Source organism: [Actinomadura] parvosata subsp. kistnae, from assembly GCF_900323885.1.
Lineage (GTDB): Bacteria > Actinomycetota > Actinomycetes > Streptosporangiales > Streptosporangiaceae > Nonomuraea > Nonomuraea composti.
On record NZ_OOHJ01000018.1, the window covers coordinates 648144 to 662624 of the forward strand.

The 14481-nt window shown below is 71.2% G+C and carries 16 protein-coding genes and 1 tRNA gene; 8 read left to right on the forward strand and 9 right to left on the reverse strand.

The genetic code is table 11. The features are described from left to right. The first annotated feature begins 95 nt into the window (after window positions 1-95). A complete protein-coding gene (locus KIS93_RS23125) occupies window positions 96-752 on the forward strand; it encodes a response regulator transcription factor (protein ID WP_080045685.1) in 657 nt (218 codons plus the stop codon). Continuing rightward, complete coding sequence (locus tag KIS93_RS23130) at window positions 749-1981, forward strand: sensor histidine kinase (protein WP_230465845.1); 1233 nt, start codon at window positions 749-751, stop codon at window positions 1979-1981. Before KIS93_RS23125 ends, KIS93_RS23130 begins: the two co-directional genes overlap by 4 nt. Here KIS93_RS23130 and KIS93_RS63540 read toward each other — a convergent pair. The 3 genes from KIS93_RS63540 to KIS93_RS69085 form a co-directional block, all read right to left on the reverse strand. Further along, entirely contained in the window at window positions 1962-2264 is a 303-nt protein-coding gene (locus tag KIS93_RS63540) for a YciI family protein (RefSeq protein WP_222107598.1), read from the reverse strand. The genes KIS93_RS23130 and KIS93_RS63540 overlap by 20 nt on opposite strands. 4 nt (window positions 2265-2268) lie before the next feature. Next, on the reverse strand, window positions 2269-3801 hold the full coding sequence (locus tag KIS93_RS63545) for an MFS transporter (protein ID WP_222107599.1): 1533 nt from the start codon (window positions 3799-3801) through the stop codon (window positions 2269-2271). Between the two features lie 485 nt (window positions 3802-4286). After that, window positions 4287-4457, reverse strand: coding sequence for an SEC-C metal-binding domain-containing protein (locus KIS93_RS69085; RefSeq protein ID WP_222107753.1), 171 nt, complete (start codon window positions 4455-4457; stop codon window positions 4287-4289). A 628-nt stretch (window positions 4458-5085) separates the two neighbouring features. On the opposite strand from KIS93_RS69085, the gene KIS93_RS23145 reads away from it, so the two are divergent. Continuing rightward, window positions 5086-5502 (forward strand): VOC family protein, encoded by a 417-nt coding sequence (locus KIS93_RS23145; RefSeq protein WP_230465843.1) that lies wholly within the window; start codon window positions 5086-5088, stop codon window positions 5500-5502. A gap of 191 nt (window positions 5503-5693) precedes the next feature. Here the strand turns inward: KIS93_RS23145 and KIS93_RS23150 are convergent, their stop codons facing one another. The 3 genes from KIS93_RS23150 to KIS93_RS23160 all read right to left on the reverse strand — a co-directional run bounded on the left by KIS93_RS23150 (window position 5694) and on the right by KIS93_RS23160 (window position 7852). After that, a complete protein-coding gene (locus tag KIS93_RS23150) occupies window positions 5694-6542 on the reverse strand; it encodes an SDR family oxidoreductase (RefSeq protein ID WP_080045682.1) in 849 nt (282 codons plus the stop codon). 180 nt (window positions 6543-6722) lie between these two features. Next, window positions 6723-7367 carry a hypothetical protein gene (locus KIS93_RS23155; protein ID WP_155129224.1) on the reverse strand — a complete coding sequence of 215 codons (645 nt, stop codon included), beginning with the start codon at window positions 7365-7367 and terminating at the stop codon, window positions 6723-6725. Window positions 7368-7432: 65 nt separating this feature from the next. Next, window positions 7433-7852: a RidA family protein gene (locus tag KIS93_RS23160; protein WP_080045680.1), complete on the reverse strand. Its 420-nt coding sequence runs from the start codon at window positions 7850-7852 to the stop codon at window positions 7433-7435. A gap of 123 nt (window positions 7853-7975) precedes the next feature. Here KIS93_RS23160 and KIS93_RS23165 point away from each other — a divergent pair, with 123 nt between their 5' ends. Continuing rightward, entirely contained in the window at window positions 7976-8809 is an 834-nt protein-coding gene (locus tag KIS93_RS23165; RefSeq protein ID WP_080045679.1) for a hypothetical protein, read from the forward strand. A gap of 38 nt (window positions 8810-8847) precedes the next feature. Here KIS93_RS23165 and KIS93_RS23170 read toward each other — a convergent pair whose 3' ends face one another. Continuing rightward, window positions 8848-9222, reverse strand: a complete 375-nt coding sequence (locus tag KIS93_RS23170) for a hypothetical protein (protein WP_080045678.1) — start codon at window positions 9220-9222, stop codon at window positions 8848-8850. Between the two features lie 152 nt (window positions 9223-9374). Between KIS93_RS23170 and KIS93_RS23175 the strand changes: the two genes are divergently transcribed. Continuing rightward, window positions 9375-9593, forward strand: coding sequence for a hypothetical protein (locus KIS93_RS23175; protein WP_155129221.1), 219 nt, complete (start codon window positions 9375-9377; stop codon window positions 9591-9593). 263 nt (window positions 9594-9856) lie between these two features. On the opposite strand, the gene KIS93_RS23180 is transcribed toward KIS93_RS23175, so the two are convergent. Continuing rightward, on the reverse strand, window positions 9857-10804 hold the full coding sequence (locus KIS93_RS23180) for a zinc-dependent alcohol dehydrogenase (RefSeq protein WP_080045677.1): 948 nt from the start codon (window positions 10802-10804) through the stop codon (window positions 9857-9859). A gap of 85 nt (window positions 10805-10889) precedes the next feature. On the opposite strand from KIS93_RS23180, the gene KIS93_RS23185 reads away from it, so the two are divergent. After that, complete coding sequence (locus KIS93_RS23185) at window positions 10890-11675, forward strand: TetR/AcrR family transcriptional regulator C-terminal domain-containing protein (protein WP_222107600.1); 786 nt, start codon at window positions 10890-10892, stop codon at window positions 11673-11675. 328 nt (window positions 11676-12003) lie between these two features. Here KIS93_RS23185 and KIS93_RS23190 read toward each other — a convergent pair. After that, a tRNA-Lys gene (locus KIS93_RS23190) sits at window positions 12004-12077 on the reverse strand. A 184-nt stretch (window positions 12078-12261) separates the two neighbouring features. On the opposite strand from KIS93_RS23190, the gene KIS93_RS23195 reads away from it, so the two are divergent. Together KIS93_RS23195 and KIS93_RS23200 are read left to right on the forward strand one after the other, a co-directional pair. Next, complete coding sequence (locus KIS93_RS23195; RefSeq protein ID WP_080045676.1) at window positions 12262-13101, forward strand: AAA family ATPase; 840 nt, start codon at window positions 12262-12264, stop codon at window positions 13099-13101. Next, window positions 13094-14476: a vWA domain-containing protein gene (locus tag KIS93_RS23200; RefSeq protein ID WP_080045675.1), complete on the forward strand. Its 1383-nt coding sequence runs from the start codon at window positions 13094-13096 to the stop codon at window positions 14474-14476. Before KIS93_RS23195 ends, KIS93_RS23200 begins: the two co-directional genes overlap by 8 nt. The last annotated feature ends 5 nt before the right edge of the window (window positions 14477-14481 follow it).

Consider the following 14481-nt stretch of genomic DNA (forward strand, 5'->3'; position numbering starts at 1 on the left):
CACGCTCCCCGGCCGCCATCCGCGGCTTATCCGGAGCAAATGCCCCGTCCGTCACACTCGGCCTTGTAAGCGGATGGAAGGGCCTGAGATACGCCATGCGGGTGCTGGTGGTTGAGGACGAGCCCATGCTCGCCGACGCGATTGCCGAGTGGCTGCGCGAGGAGACGCACGCGGTCGATCTGGCTCACGACGGCGAGGCCGCGCTGGAGCGGATCGCGGTCAACGACTACGACGTGGTCGTGCTGGACCGGGACCTGCCGCGCGTGCACGGCGACGAGGTGTGCCGGGAGATGGTGGCCTCGGAGTGCGACGCGCGGGTGCTGATGCTCACCGCCGCCGCCCAGCTCGACGACCGGGTGACGGGCCTGTCCATGGGCGCCGACGACTACCTGACCAAGCCGTTCGCGTTCCCGGAGCTGGCCGCCCGGGTGCTGGCGCTGGGGCGGCGCTCGCGGCCCGCCGCGCCGCCCGTGCTGCGCCGCGCCGGGATCACGCTCGACCCCGCGCGGCGGGAGGTGTTCAGGAACGGGCGGTTCGTCCCGCTGTCGAAGAAGGAGTTCGCCGTCCTGGCCGAGCTGCTGCGCGCCGACGGGAACGTCGTCTCCGCCGAGCAGCTCCTGGAGAAGGCGTGGGACGAGAACGCCGACCCGTTCACCGGGGCGGTCCGGCTCACCATACTCAAGCTGCGCCGCAAGCTCGCCGACCCGCCCGTCGTGGAGACCGTGGCGGGAGTGGGGTACCGGATCGCGTGAACCTCCTGCTGTCCTCACTGCGCAGCCGGGTCCGGCCCACGCTGCGGCTGCGGCTCACGCTCGTGTACGGCGCCGTGTTCCTCCTGGCCGGGCTGGTCCTGCTCGGCGTCACGTACCTGCTGTTCCAGCAGCAGCTCGTGCAGACCTTCGACGACCGGTACGCCTCCCCCGCCGAGCCTGGCCGGTTCAAGCAGCTGCTCATCAAGCAGGACGGCGTCACCCTCTACGGCGACGCCGCCATGGAGTGGCTGTGGCGGCAGCAGCAGGAGCTGCGCGACGCCGCCGTCACCTCGCTGCTCACGCAGGGGGCGATCGCGCTCGTCGCGGTCGGCGGCGCGGCCGTCGGGCTCGGCTGGTGGGTGGCCGGACGCGTGCTGGCCCCGCTGCACCTCGTCACCGCCACCGCCCGCAAGATCGCCGCCGCCCCCATGGCCGAGCGCGGCCTGCACGAACGCATCGCGCTGCGCGGGCCCGCCGACGAGGTCAAGGACCTCGCCGACACCTTCGACACCATGGTGGAGCGGCTCGACCACTCCTTCGACGGGCAGCGCCGGTTCGTCGCCAACGCCTCCCACGAGCTGCGCACGCCCCTGACGCTCAACCGGGCGCTGGTCGAGCTGGCCATGCACCGGCGTACCGCCTCCTCCGACGTCAAGGAGCTGGGCGAGAGCCTGCTGGAGATCAACGCCCGCCACGAACGCCTGATCAGCGGGCTGCTCCTGCTCGCCAGGTCCGAGCAGGAGGTCGCCGACCGCTCGCCCGTCGACCTGGCCGACATCGTCACCCACGTCACCGCCCAGACCGCCGACCAGGCCGCCGACGCCAAGATCACCGTGTACGAGGTCGTCGCGCCCGCCCCGACCACCGGCGACGCGCTCCTGCTCGAACGCCTCGTCCACAACCTCGTGGAGAACGGCATCCGCTACAACCTCGACGACGGCACCGGCTGGGTGCGGGTCGTCAGCCGCACCGTGTCAGGCGACAAGGTCGAGGTAGAGGTCAGCAACACCGGCCCCGCCGTACCGCCGTACGACGTGCCGCTGCTGTTCAAGCCGTTCCACCGGCAGGCGGGCGAACGCGCCGTCACCGGCACCAGCGCCGGGCTGGGCCTGTCGATCGTACGGTCGGTGGCGATCGCCCACGGCGGCGACGTGCGAGCCCGCCCCCGCGACGGCGGCGGCCTCATCGTGGCGGTGTCGCTGCCCCGCGCTACCGACCGCTCCTGGTGAGCAACCCGCGCAACTCCTCGTGCAGCCGCCCGGGATCCACGCTCACGATCTCGTACGCCGCCACGCCCGCCACCGCGAACGGATCCTCAGCCGCCACCCGCTCCACCCGCTCCCTCGGCCCGGTGGCCAGGATGACCCCGCCGAGATCGTCGGGGACGGTCTGACCCGACAGCAGGAACGTACCGTCGGCATGGTGCCGCTCCAGGTAGGCCACGTGGCCCGGCACGTGCGGGGTCACTTGGTCGGCAGGGACGGTGTAGCGGACGAGTAGTACGTGGAGCACGACGTCATTCTTCCTTGTATAAGGGGGAGGCGGTTTCCGAGGCCGGCACCTCCTGCCCGCCCGACCGCGGATCTTGTCGCGCGATCGTGCGGGATCCGTCCCGTGAAGGCGGAACTTGATGCGTGACCGTGTCGGGATCCTCGCCCGACCGCAGATCTTGTCGCGTGGCCGTGCGGGAATCTTCGCGCGCAGACCGGCCGGGGAGCGTGCGCCGGTGCGACCGGCCGTTCTCCTGCCGTCCCGCATGAAAAGTCGCACGAACGCGCCACACCGCTGGCACCGACAGCGTGGCCAGCGTCAGCAGCACGGTGAACGCGGCGCAGACCACCAGCACCGGCCCACTGCCGAACGCGGACGCCGCCGGGCCGGCCAGGCCCATGCCGAGCGGTGCGGCCACCAGCGACCCCAGCATCGTCACCGAGGTCGCCCGCGCCACGAACTCCTCCGGCACGTGCTGCTGCACGACGGTGGTCTGGAGCACGTTGTAGACGACGAGCTGCAGACCGGCGGCGGCCCCCGCCGGCACCAGCAGCCACAGGCCGGCGGGCACGGCGAGCAGCGCCGGGAGCGGCGCCATCAGCAGGAAGGCCAGCAGCGCCGCGACCATGGGACGTCCGGGGCGCCACCGGGTGCCGAGCAGGCCGCCGGCCAGCCCGCCCACCGCGTACGCGATGCCGATCGCCGACCACGCCGGAGCGCCGCCGAGCTGCCGATCCGCGACATAAGGGCCGAGCACGAGGATCGGCGAGACCACGACCGCGTTGCCGAGGGCGATGTGCACGATCCACACCCACAGCCAGGTGTGCCTGCGCACCTCGGCGAGGCCGCCGCCGATGCTCGCCAGCAGGCCCCGGGTCGGCGGCGGCCGGCCGTTCGTGATCGTGCGGGGCAGTAAGGCCAGGAAGCCCGCGCTCACCAGGAACGTCAGCGCGTCGATCAGCACCGCCCAGCCCGGCCCGACCAGCGCCACCAGCGCTCCCGCTGTCCCGAGCGCCACGATGGAGGTGGCGCTGCGGGAGATCGAGATGAGCGAGTTGGCCGCCTGGAGGTGCTCCCCCCTCGCTAGCGAGCCGATGAGCCCCACGGCCGCCGGGTTGAAGAACGCCGACCCCGCCCCGGCGGCGAGCTGCAGGACCACGAGCATCCAGATCTGCGCGGTGCCCGTGATCAGCAGCACCGCCGTGACACCGTGCGCGGCGAAACGGACCAGGTCGGCGAGGAGCATGATCGTGCGCCGCGAGTACCGGTCACCTGCCGCCCCGCCGACCAGCGTCAGCACGATGACGGGCAGCCGGGTGCTGAGCACGACGATGCCGAGGTCCACCGGGGACCCGGTCAGGTGCAGGACGGCGAACGCGAGCGCGAGCGGCGTCAGCGAGTCGCCGAACGTCGAGGCCGTCTGGCCTGCGAAGTAGCGGCGGAAGTCGCGGATCGCCAGTGGTCTGAAGATGACGCGTGCCCCTTTCCTGCCCAGATCCTCGTACGGGTCGTCGAGCCCGTGCAGGCGACCGCGGCCGGGCCGGCACAGACTGCTCATCAGCCGGCCCTCGTCCCCGACGTTCGGGAACACGGACCGGCGGCCGCCCGGCCCCTCACCCCCGACGTTCGGGAACGCAGACCAGCGGCCCGCCCGGCCCTCGCCCCCGATGCACGGGGAACGCAGACCGGCGACCGGCCGGCCCTCGCCCCGATGCTCGGGGCGCTGACCGGCGGCTGCCCGGCTCCGCCCCCAGATGGCAGGACGTCGGCCGGTAGCTGCCCGGCCCTCACCCCGATGTTGTGGGACGACGACCGGCGACTGCCCGGCCCCTGCCCCGAGATGGCGGGACATCGGCCGGTGACAACCCGGCTCCGCCCCCGACATGGCAGGACGTCGGCCGGTGGCTACCCGGCCTCCGCCCCCATGACTGTGGGACGCCGACCGGCGGCTGGCCAGCTCTTGCCTCCCACATGGCTGGGCACGGGCTGGACCGGCTCTCCGGCCCTCGCCCCGCCGGTGTGGCGGGACGCGGGCCGACGAGCTCAGGATGGCCACCTTGCCAGGCGCCACCGACAGAATCGGTTCACGGCCGGTCGCGGACGTAGTAGTCGCCGAGAGTGTCGTCGTACCGGCCGGTGGGACGGCAGCAGCGGCGGAAAGCGGCGGCCGGAGCCGCAGGGGCACGGGTCGTTGCCGCCGAGCTTCTCGATCAGCTCCTTGTCGCGGCCGACGCGCCGGTCGCCGCGCTTGACGTGCGTCTCGCTAAGGGGAACCCCCGGCGGCGCTTGCTGGTCGGCTCAAAAGGACATCTCGTCGCGGTACATGGCGGGCCTCCTCGGTCCGGTGATGAACGGGCGTCACGATAGGCGGTCGGCGCCCAGGTGAGCGACCGATTTTCGGCACGTACGCGTTCGTGCCCCGCACGCCGCCTTCGTCGGTGAACGACCGGTCGGCCAGCACGAACGCGTTCCCCCGGCGTCGGCCACCGGCCCCGGCCGAAATCCTGCTGCGGTGCCTCGCCTACCGTTCCTGAGGCGGCTCCGGCCTCAGGCAGGCCAGCACCGCCGCCACCCGCCGGTGCACGTCGCCGTATCTCCAGCACGCCACCCTCGTCGGTGAACGACCGGTCGGCCCGCACGTACGCATTCCTGCCGGGCACGCCACCTTCTGCGGCGAGCGACCGGTCGGCCCGCACGTACGCATTCCTGCCACGCACGCCACCCTCTGCGGCGAGCGGCCACGCGAGCAGCGGGTGCAGGGCTGCGGCTGGTGATCGCGTACGGAGGCGGGGTCTCGGGTACCTATGTGATCATCCCGACGCCCGAAATCGGAAGGATGCTCATGGAACTCCCCCGTTTCCACCTCGCCGTCCCCGTGGACGACTTGGACGCGGCCCGCCACTTCTACGGCGACCTCATCGGCTGTGCCCAGGGCCGCAGCTCCGACCGCTGGATCGACTGGAACCTGCACGGCCACCAGTTCGTCACCCACCTGGCGCCGGTCCGCGCCGAGCGGGTGCACAACCCGGTGGACGGCCATGACGTGCCGGTCCCGCACTTCGGGTTGATCCTGACGATTCCAGAATTTCATGAATTGGCCGACCGGTTCCGCGAGGCGGGCACCGCGTTCGTCATCGAGCCGTACCTGCGCTTCGAGGGGCAGCCGGGCGAGCAGTGGACGATGTTCCTGCTGGACCCGGCGGGGAACGCCTTGGAGTTCAAGGCGTTCGCCGACGACTCGCAGGTCTTCGCCGTATGACCAAGAGCTCGCCGTATGACCAAGAGCTCGCCGTATGACCAAGAGCTCGCCGCCTGACCAAGAGCTCGCCGCCTGACCAAGAGCTCGCCGTTTGATCAGGGGCTCGCCGTTTGATCAGGGGCTCGCCGTTTGATCAGGAGGCCGCTGTCTGATCAGGTGGCCGACACTCGGCCAGGAGCTCGCCGTCCCGATCAGGAGGTCGGGGAACGGCCGAGTAGTTCCGCCAGGCTGGTGGCCGGGTGACCGGTGAGGGCCGGGATGCCGTCGGTGACCCCTTCGAGCTCCCCCGCCGCGATCGCCAGGTACGTCGACACCCACGCCTCCACCTGCCATGCGGGCGCGCCGTAGCTCTCGCGTGACGCGTACGCCTCCGGGACCGTCTCGGCGTGGTAGGTGACGGTACGCCCCGTCGCCGCGCTGATCGTGGCGGCGACCTCGTCCAGGGTGAGGGCCTGTGGGCCGGTCAGGTCGTACGTGGCGCCCTCATGCTCCTTCGGCGCCAGCAGGACGTTCGCCGCCGCCTCCGCGATGTCGTCCTGCGCCACGGCGGCCACGCGCCCCTGCCCGGCCGGGCCCCTGATCACGCCGTCGTCGCCCGTCATGCCGGGCAGGAAGTCGGCGTACAGGTTGTCGCGCAGGAAGGTGAAGGTCAGGCCGCTGTCGCGGATGTGCTGCTCGGTCGCCCAGTGGTCGCGGGCCAGCGTGAACGTCGCCTCGGGGGCCGCGCCGTAGAACGAGACGTACACGAGGTGGGAGACGCGGGCGTCGCGGGCGGCGTCCACGAACGCACGGTGCTGGTCGAGGCGGTCGGCACTCTCGGACGCCGACACGAACAGCACGGTCGAGGCCCCGTCGAGCGCCTGCCGCAGCGCCGCCCGATCACCGTACGCGGCGTCGACGGCCGTGGCGCGGTCGAGACGCGGGGCGCGGGCGGTGGCGTGCCGGGATACGAGCCGCTGCTCGACGCCGGCAGCGGCGAGCCGCGCGGCGACCCGGCCCCCCAGACGCCCGGTGGCACCGGTCGTGACGATGAACGACATACCGGCACCCTAACCGGGACACCATCCCCGCCCCCGCCCGCCATCCCGCAACCGCCGCGCCGCCCTGGCGGCGACGCCGTCAACGAGCCTGCCGCCACCCCATAGCCAACCCGAACACCGCTCAAAACCGGACCACCGCGCCACGCCCGCCCCAGGCGTCGCTCACCGTGGTGGCGGTGCTCAGAGGCCGAAGGCGGCGCGGGTCCAGCGGTACTGCGCGTCCAGCAGGTCGCCCAGCAGGTCGTACAACGTTCCCTCCGGGTACACCCCGACCCGCTCCGGTTGCCCGTGTTCGCCCGCGGAGTCCCGTTCGGCGAGGAGGATCACCCGGCCGTCGGCGCGGTCCAGGCCGAGCCCGACCAGTGCGGCCCGGGCGCCCGCGCACGCCTCCGCGTCGCCCTCGTGGTAGTAGCCCTCCACGAGGTTGTCCCACAGGGCGCGGGCGGGCGGGCTCTGGTCGGGGCTGAAGGCCCGCCCGGAGAAGACGACCACCATGGCGTCCACCCGCATGGCGGCCGCGCTGCGCCGGTGGGTGTCGTCGAACGTCCCCTCCGGCGGCACCGGTTGTGTACGGAACGACTCGACGAGCGTACGGAGCACGGAGCCGAGCTCGCATTCGGCCACCCTGGGGTCCATCTCGTACTCGATGAACCCGGCCAGGGGGAACGGCGGGTCGGGCAGCGTATTGTAGCCGAGGAAGAGTCTCGGCCCGCCGGGCGGCGCCCCGCGGGAGCCGATCGGCGCCGTCAGCGCTCCGTGCGCCACCCGGCCCAGCGCGCCGCACCCGTGATCGGGCAGGCCTTCAGCCGACCGAAACATACTCATGAGCAAATTGTGTCAGTCGGATTACTCTTCGTATAGACGAAGCAGGTGACTTTAGGGCGGTCGAGCTACGCCTGCCCCTCGCCCGCGATCACCGCCACGGCCTCCACCTCCACGAGCTGGTCGTGGTAGCCGAGCACGGTGACGCCGAGCAGCGTGCTCGGCACGTCGTGCTCCCCCATGTACTCCCGGTACACCTCCCACGCCGTCACCAGGTCGGCCTGCCGGGTGGAGGCCACGTACACGGTGGTCTTGACGACGTCGGTCAGGGACGCGCCGGCGCCTTCGAGCGCCGTGACGAGGTTGCGCATCACCTGGTGGGCCTGGCCGGCGTAGTCGCCGACGGCGACGGTCTTGCCGTCGAGGTCGAGGGGGCAGGCGCCGGCGACCCAGATGGAGCGTACGGGCGCGTCGACGGTGGCGGCATAGGCGTAGTCGACCTGCTGGGTGAGCCGGTCGTTGCGAATGAGTCGAACTCCTGATGTCATGACCGTTCTTCCTACCATCCGGCGCTCCCGTGCCGCCTCCGGATTTTTCCGCACTTCGACCAGCGCCGATACCATCCTCCTGGAGCGTCCCCTCATGCACTGTCAGCTCAAGGGAGAGTCGCCGTGCGCGTCCACCTGGCCGTCTTAGCCGCCGTCACGATCCTCCCGTGCGCCGCCCTGCCCGCACTGACCGTCCTGCCCGCCTCGGCCGCCGCCACCGTGTCGTACGAGTGCACCACCAAGGCCACCGGCGAGAAGCAGGAGGTCGGGCTCGACGTCGAGCTGACCGTGCCCGCGCAGGCCACCGTGGGCCAGCAGATGACGATCGGGTGGAGCGGGGTGTTCGTGACGGGCAAGGAGCTGACGGCTCCGGCGACGGGCATGGAGGGCGAGCTCAACATGTACGTGTACGCCGGGATCAGCGGCATCGACGACCTGACCTCGGCCACCGGCGTCGCCGAGCTCGGCACCGTCATCCCCGGCGAGCCCGTCGCCATCCCGTCGACTGCCACGATGACCACCACCCCGCGCAAGAGCGGCAGCGGCACCGTGCACGCGGGCGCCATCAACTTCGGCCTGACGCCCCAGGACCGCCTGGTCGAGTGCGAGGTGAAGAACAAGGACTCTCTGACGCAGTACCCATTCACCGTCCTCGGCGCCGACGGCTCGACCCCCACCACCACGGACACCAGCACCACGGGCACCAGCACCACGGGCACCCCCACTCCTGAGGCCAGTGAGGACGACACCGGCAGTGAGGAGCAGGAGAGCCCCGCCACGACCGACTCCGCCGACATCCCGGCAGGCGGGGTCGACACGGGTGCCGGCGGGCTGGCCGGCCCGGACGGGCGGGCGCTGGTGCTGACGGGTCTGGTGATCACGCTGGCGGCGGCCACGGGCCTCCGCCTCCGCAGACCCCGCCCCCGAACGCACCAGGGCCCGGACACCGGCCCCTGAAGGCCCCTAAAGACACCTAGAGGCGCCTGGAGGTGGCGTCAGCCTCCCACCAGCGGCACGAGCTTGACGAACGACACCACGGGATCGGCGGCGAGATCGACCGTCTCGGCCAGATCCTCGATCTGCCGCTCCCCCACCAGTAACAGGAACCCGTTGCGCTGGAACGCCCGCTCCGCCAGGTCCGCCTGCCGCTCCCAGTCGATGCGCCGTCCGTTCAGCTCAGTCTCGGCCGCCCCGGGCCGCACCAGCCCCCGGAAGCGGGAGCCGGGCTCGGCGTTGTGCCGGGCGACCTCCTCGCGGACGCGCAGCCGGACGAGCTCGCGCGCCGAGATGCGCGCGGGCAGCCCGGGCAGCGTGAACTCGTCGAGCGGCCTGCCGGTCGCGCTCTCGTCCCGGAAGGTGACCGTGGCCATGGGGCGGCTCCGCTGGGGGTGTCGAGGTCTGACGGATCCACCCATGAGTAGCAGCCCGCACCGACAACTTCGCCTTCCGTTCAAACCATTGAACTCCGCGACCGGCGGCGTCACGGTGCGCAGGGCATCCCCGCGCGGGCACCCTCAACTCGATGAAGTCGCAGGATGAGTGTGCGGATGGAGCGGACGGTCGGCGGCCGCCCACGGCGTTTCGGCCGGCAGATGCGGGCATGCTGGTGCTTCACCAACTCGCGGTGCCGGCGCAGGACGGTGTCTGGGCGGACGACAAGCCGGAATCGACGCAGGACGGCACGGGGCAGGGAGGTCAAGAGCGCCGCCAGGAAGAGGCGGAGGGCTTCGCAAGGCCATGACCTGGTCGGCTGCTCCTCCTCGGCCCCAACCGCTCGGTCAGCACAGCGATCTCCTCCCGCTCGGAGGGCGCGAAACCACCCCTGCCCCTCGAAGTCGATCACAGTGCCGTCCCTGCCAGGTGCCGGCCCTGCCGGATACTCGTCTGCATTTGCGTGTGCCTCTTGAGGTGGCAGTGCCGCCTTCGCCCCGGGGTCGGTTGCCATGAGTCCCGAGTAGAGCGTTGCCGCAGGCCACAGCGGGTAATGGTGACGGGAGAGGGCCGTCAGGGGTGGAGGACGACCTTGATGGCTCCGGAGGCCCGGTCACCGGCCACGCGGAAGGCCTCTGCGGCATCGTCGAGGGGGAAGCGGTGGGTGATCACCGTCTGCGCGATCGCAGGGTTGCCGGCGAGCAACGCTGCGGCCTGTTCGGTGTCGCGGATGCCGTCGTGCCGGCTGTAGGAGATGGAGTTGACGTAGGTGAGTTCCTTGACCAGGCGGGCGACGCCCGGGATGGGAACGGTGTGCACGTAGACGCCCAGCAGCACGACGCGACCGCCGGGGCGGGCCAGCTCGGCGCACCGGGCGAGACCGGACTCGCTGCCGGCGGCGTCGATCACGACGTCGTAGAGGCCTTCGGCTGGGCCGGCTTCGAGCCGCTCCGCAGCCATCCTCTGGTGCTTGTGGCGCACCTCGATATCGACGTCGTGGCCGCGCTGCCGGGCCGCGGCCACGGCCAGCAGCCCGATGCTGCCGCCGCCGACGACCGCCACCCGCTCGCCCGGCGTGAGCGCCGCCCTGCGGACGCCGTGCCAGGCCACTGACGCCGGCTCCACGAGGCAGGCGTCGCGTACGTCCAGGCCGGCCGGAAGCGGGACGAGCATGTTCTCCGAGACCGTCACGGCATCGCACATGCCGCCGTCTCGGAATATGCCGAGCGTCCCGTGCTCCGGGGCAGTGCACCGCTGGACATGGCCGGTGCGGCATTGGTCGCACTGTCCGCAGTGGACCAGGGGTTCGACGGCATAGCTCCGGCCGTCGGCGGCGGTGCCGGCGAACTCGTGGCCGTAGGTGTAGCCCTGAACGGTGTAGCCCTGAACGCCGCCGGCCGCGAAGGTCACGTCGGTCCCGCAGATGCCCGTCGAGGCGATGGTGAGGCGTACGCCGGGCGCTACCGGTTCGTCGATCTCGGTCACGAGGATGCCCTGGTCGGTGTTACGCACTGCGCGCATGATGATCCCTTCGACCCGCCACTATGTGAACGCTGTTAGCTTATGGTAAGTGATCGACGTTCGCTTAGGCCTTATCGTGGTCCCCGTGCGCGAACCCACGACGACAGGCATGACCGGCGAGCTGCCGCCGCATGACCCCCGGAAGAACCAGCGGGCGGAACCGAGGCCGGGCACGGCGGCCTGGTGGCTTGCCCAGGAGAACGAACCGGCGCGGCGGCGGCGGCGCAGATCACTGACCCTCGATGCCGTCCTCGACACGGCCATGGCCCTGCTCGACACGCGCGGGGTGGACGCGCTGACGATGCGCAACATCGCCGAGGGACTCGGCTGCACGCAGGCGTCCCTCTACCGCCACGTGCGCAACCGCGAGGAACTGGTGACCCTGCTGGTCGACCGGGCACTCAGCGTGGCGAGCTCGGTTCCGCCCGGCGACACGGACTGGGCCGAGAAGGCGGCGTGGTCCGCACGCCTGTTCCGCGAGCACCTGCTCCGGCACCCCGGCGTGGCCTCGCTCCTTCGCGGGACCGAGCGGCTCGGCCCCAACTCGCTGGCCGGGGTGCAATACTCCCTCGACCTGTTCATCGGCGCCGGCTTCAGCCCCCGGCTCGCGTACGCCGCCGCAGCGTCGCTGGCCACCTTCATCATCGGCTCGGTGAACTTCAACCTCGGCCTGGACTCGTCAGATCCCGAAGAGAGCCGTCACCGGCGCCTGCTCTACCGCTCCCGAGACGCCGCGACCTTGCCCCTGATCGTGCAACACGCCGACGCCCTCGCGGAGGTCAGCAGCGACGACGAGTTCGAAGTAGGCCTCAAGGCCTTGTTGACCGGGTTCCGCGCCCTGATCCAGAACCCGGACATCACACACGATTAGCGCACCTGGCCGGCCTTCAAGCTGCTGACCGGCTTCAATGACGGTCGCCCGGAAGCGGCCCCTGGATCGGCCGCGCGGAGAGCGTCGGCGGCGCGGCCGCGCTCGCGTACGCAGTGGGCGGGCAGAGCCGTCCTGCGGGCCGCAATGATGCGGCCCGCAGGACGACCGGACAGCGGCCTGAAACCGGGTTCGCGGAACGCCCGGCCACACGCCGGAACCGTGCCGAAGAGCATTCAGCGAGCAACCACGGGGGCACATCGGCGCGGCCGGAGTCGCCGAGAAAGCGAGAAACCCCAGCTCAGGACCCTGAGCTGGGGTTTTCGTGCGGTGCGCCGCCAGGGACTCGAACCCCGGACCCGCTGATTAAGAGTCAGCTGCTCTGACCAACTGAGCTAGCGGCGCGCTGGCAGACAGGAATATACCGGTGATCCGCATCCTGGTCGAATCGGTATCCGGGGCACATCACCGGCTAGAATAAAGTTCGGCTCGCAGGCTCGCAGGCTCGCAGGCTCGCAGGCTCACAGGCTGACGGCCTCTCCAGGCTGAAGCGCTACAAGCTCACAGGCTCCGGCAGACAGGATCATGCATGTTCGACTCGCCCGCCGACGTGACGGAGCGGCTCGCCGCCGTGGACTACCTCTCCGACGACGCCATCTCCACCTCGGTGTTCCTGGCCGCCGCGCTGGGCAAGCCGCTGCTGGTCGAGGGGCCGGCGGGGGTGGGGAAGACGCAGCTCGCCAAGGCGGTGGCGCAGGCCACCGGGGCGGAGCTGATCAGGTTGCAGTGTTATGAGGGGCTGGACGAGGCCAGGGCCCTGTACGAGTGGAACTACAAGAAGCAGCTGCTCAGGATCCAGGCCACGAGTGCGGATGACGACATCTTCAGCGAGGAGTTCCTGCTGGAGCGGCCGTTGCTGAAGGCCATCAGGTCCGAGGGACCGGCGGTGCTGCTGATCGACGAGACGGACAAGGCCGACGTCGAGGTGGAGGGGCTGCTGCTGGAGCTGCTGTCGGACTTCCAGGTGACGATTCCGGAGCTGGGCACGGTCGCCGCCACGCGCCGGCCGTACGTGGTGCTGACCTCGAACGCGACCCGGGAGCTGTCGGAGGCGCTCAAGCGGCGCTGCCTCTACCTGCACATCGAGTATCCGACGCCGGAGCGGGAGCGGGACATCGTGCTGGCGCAGGTGCCGGGTATCCGGGCCGAGCTGGCGGAGCAGCTGGCCAGGACGGTGGCGACGTTGCGGGCGCTGGAGCTGAAGAAGGCGCCGTCGGTGGCCGAGACCGTGGACTGGGCGAACACGCTGCTGGCACTGGGGCGGGCGGAGCTGGACGAGGCGACGGTGGCGGGGACGCTGGGCGTGGTGCTCAAGCACGCCTCCGACCACGAGCGGGCGGTCAAGGAGCTGGGGCTGCCCGATGCCTGAGCCGCGCGGGTCGCTGGTGGACCGGCATGTCGGGTTCGTGCACGCGTTGCGGGCGGCCGGGCTGCCGGTGTCGGTGGCCGAGGGGCTGGACGCGGCCAACGCGATGCGGGTGATCGAGCTGGCGGATCGGGAGTCGTTGCGGGCGGCGTACGCGGCGACGCTGGTGAAGAAGCCGGCGTACCGGCCGGGGTTCGACGTGCTGTTCGATCTGTGGTTTCCGGCGAGTACGACGGGGCTGGCCGGCGCCGTACGCCCCCAGGGCGGGATGAATCCGGAGACGGCGGACCTCAAGGAGCTGCGCGCCTACCTCGCCGGATTGTTGACGGACTCGACCGACCAGGAGATGCGCGAGTTCGCGCAGGCCATGGTGGAGCGGTTCGGGCGGCAGGAGGCGGCGGGGCCGGGGCGGCAGAGCTGGTTCTCCTACAGCGTGCTGCGGGCGCTGTCCCCCGAGACGTTGATGGCGGGCATCCTGCGCGAGGTGCTGCAGGGGCGCGAGCGCGGCGGGCTGGCGGAGAAGACCGTGCGCCAGCAGGTCAACACCGGGATCCGGCGGTTCGAGGAGGCGGTGGCCACCGACGTGCGGCGGCGGATCGCGGAGGAGTCGGGCATCGAGCGCATCGCCCGCTCGGCCGTGCGCCCGCCGCTCGACCAGATCGACTTCCTGCGCATCACGAAGGCGGACCTGGCGCGGCTGCGCAGGGAGGTGTATCCGCTGGCCAGGCGGCTGGCGGCGCGCCTGACGATCAAGCACAGGAAGGGCCGGCGGGGGCGGCTCGACTTCCGCCGGACCATGCGGGCCTCGTTGCAGAGCGGCGGCGTGCCGCTGACCACCCATTTCAAGCCGCCCCGGCCGCACAAGCCGGAGCTGGTCGTCCTCTGCGACACCAGCGACTCGGTCTCGTCGTTCGCGCACTTCACGCTGCTGCTGACGTACGCGTTGCGCGAGCAGTTCACGAAGGTGCGGGCGTTCGGGTTCGTGGACACGGTGGACGAGATCACCAGGTTCTTCCTGCCGGGCTCCGACGTGGTCGAGGCCATGACGCGGCTGGCGAACGAGGCGGACATGGTGCGCTTCGGCCGTACCAACTACGGGCACAGCCTGGAGCGCTTCGCCGAGAGGTACGCCGACGCGCTCGGCCCCAAGACGTCCCTGCTGATCCTGGGCGACGCGCGCTCCAACTACCAGCCGCCCGCCCTCGACGTGCTCAAGTCACTGGTGTCGAGGACCCGCTCCGCCTACTGGCTCAACCCCGAGCCGAGGCAGCAGTGGGACACGGGCGACTCGGTCGCGAGCGAGTACGGCACGGTCGTCCCTATGTACGAGTGCCGCAACGTCGCCCAGCTCACCGCGTTCATCGAAACGCTGGCGTGAGCGCC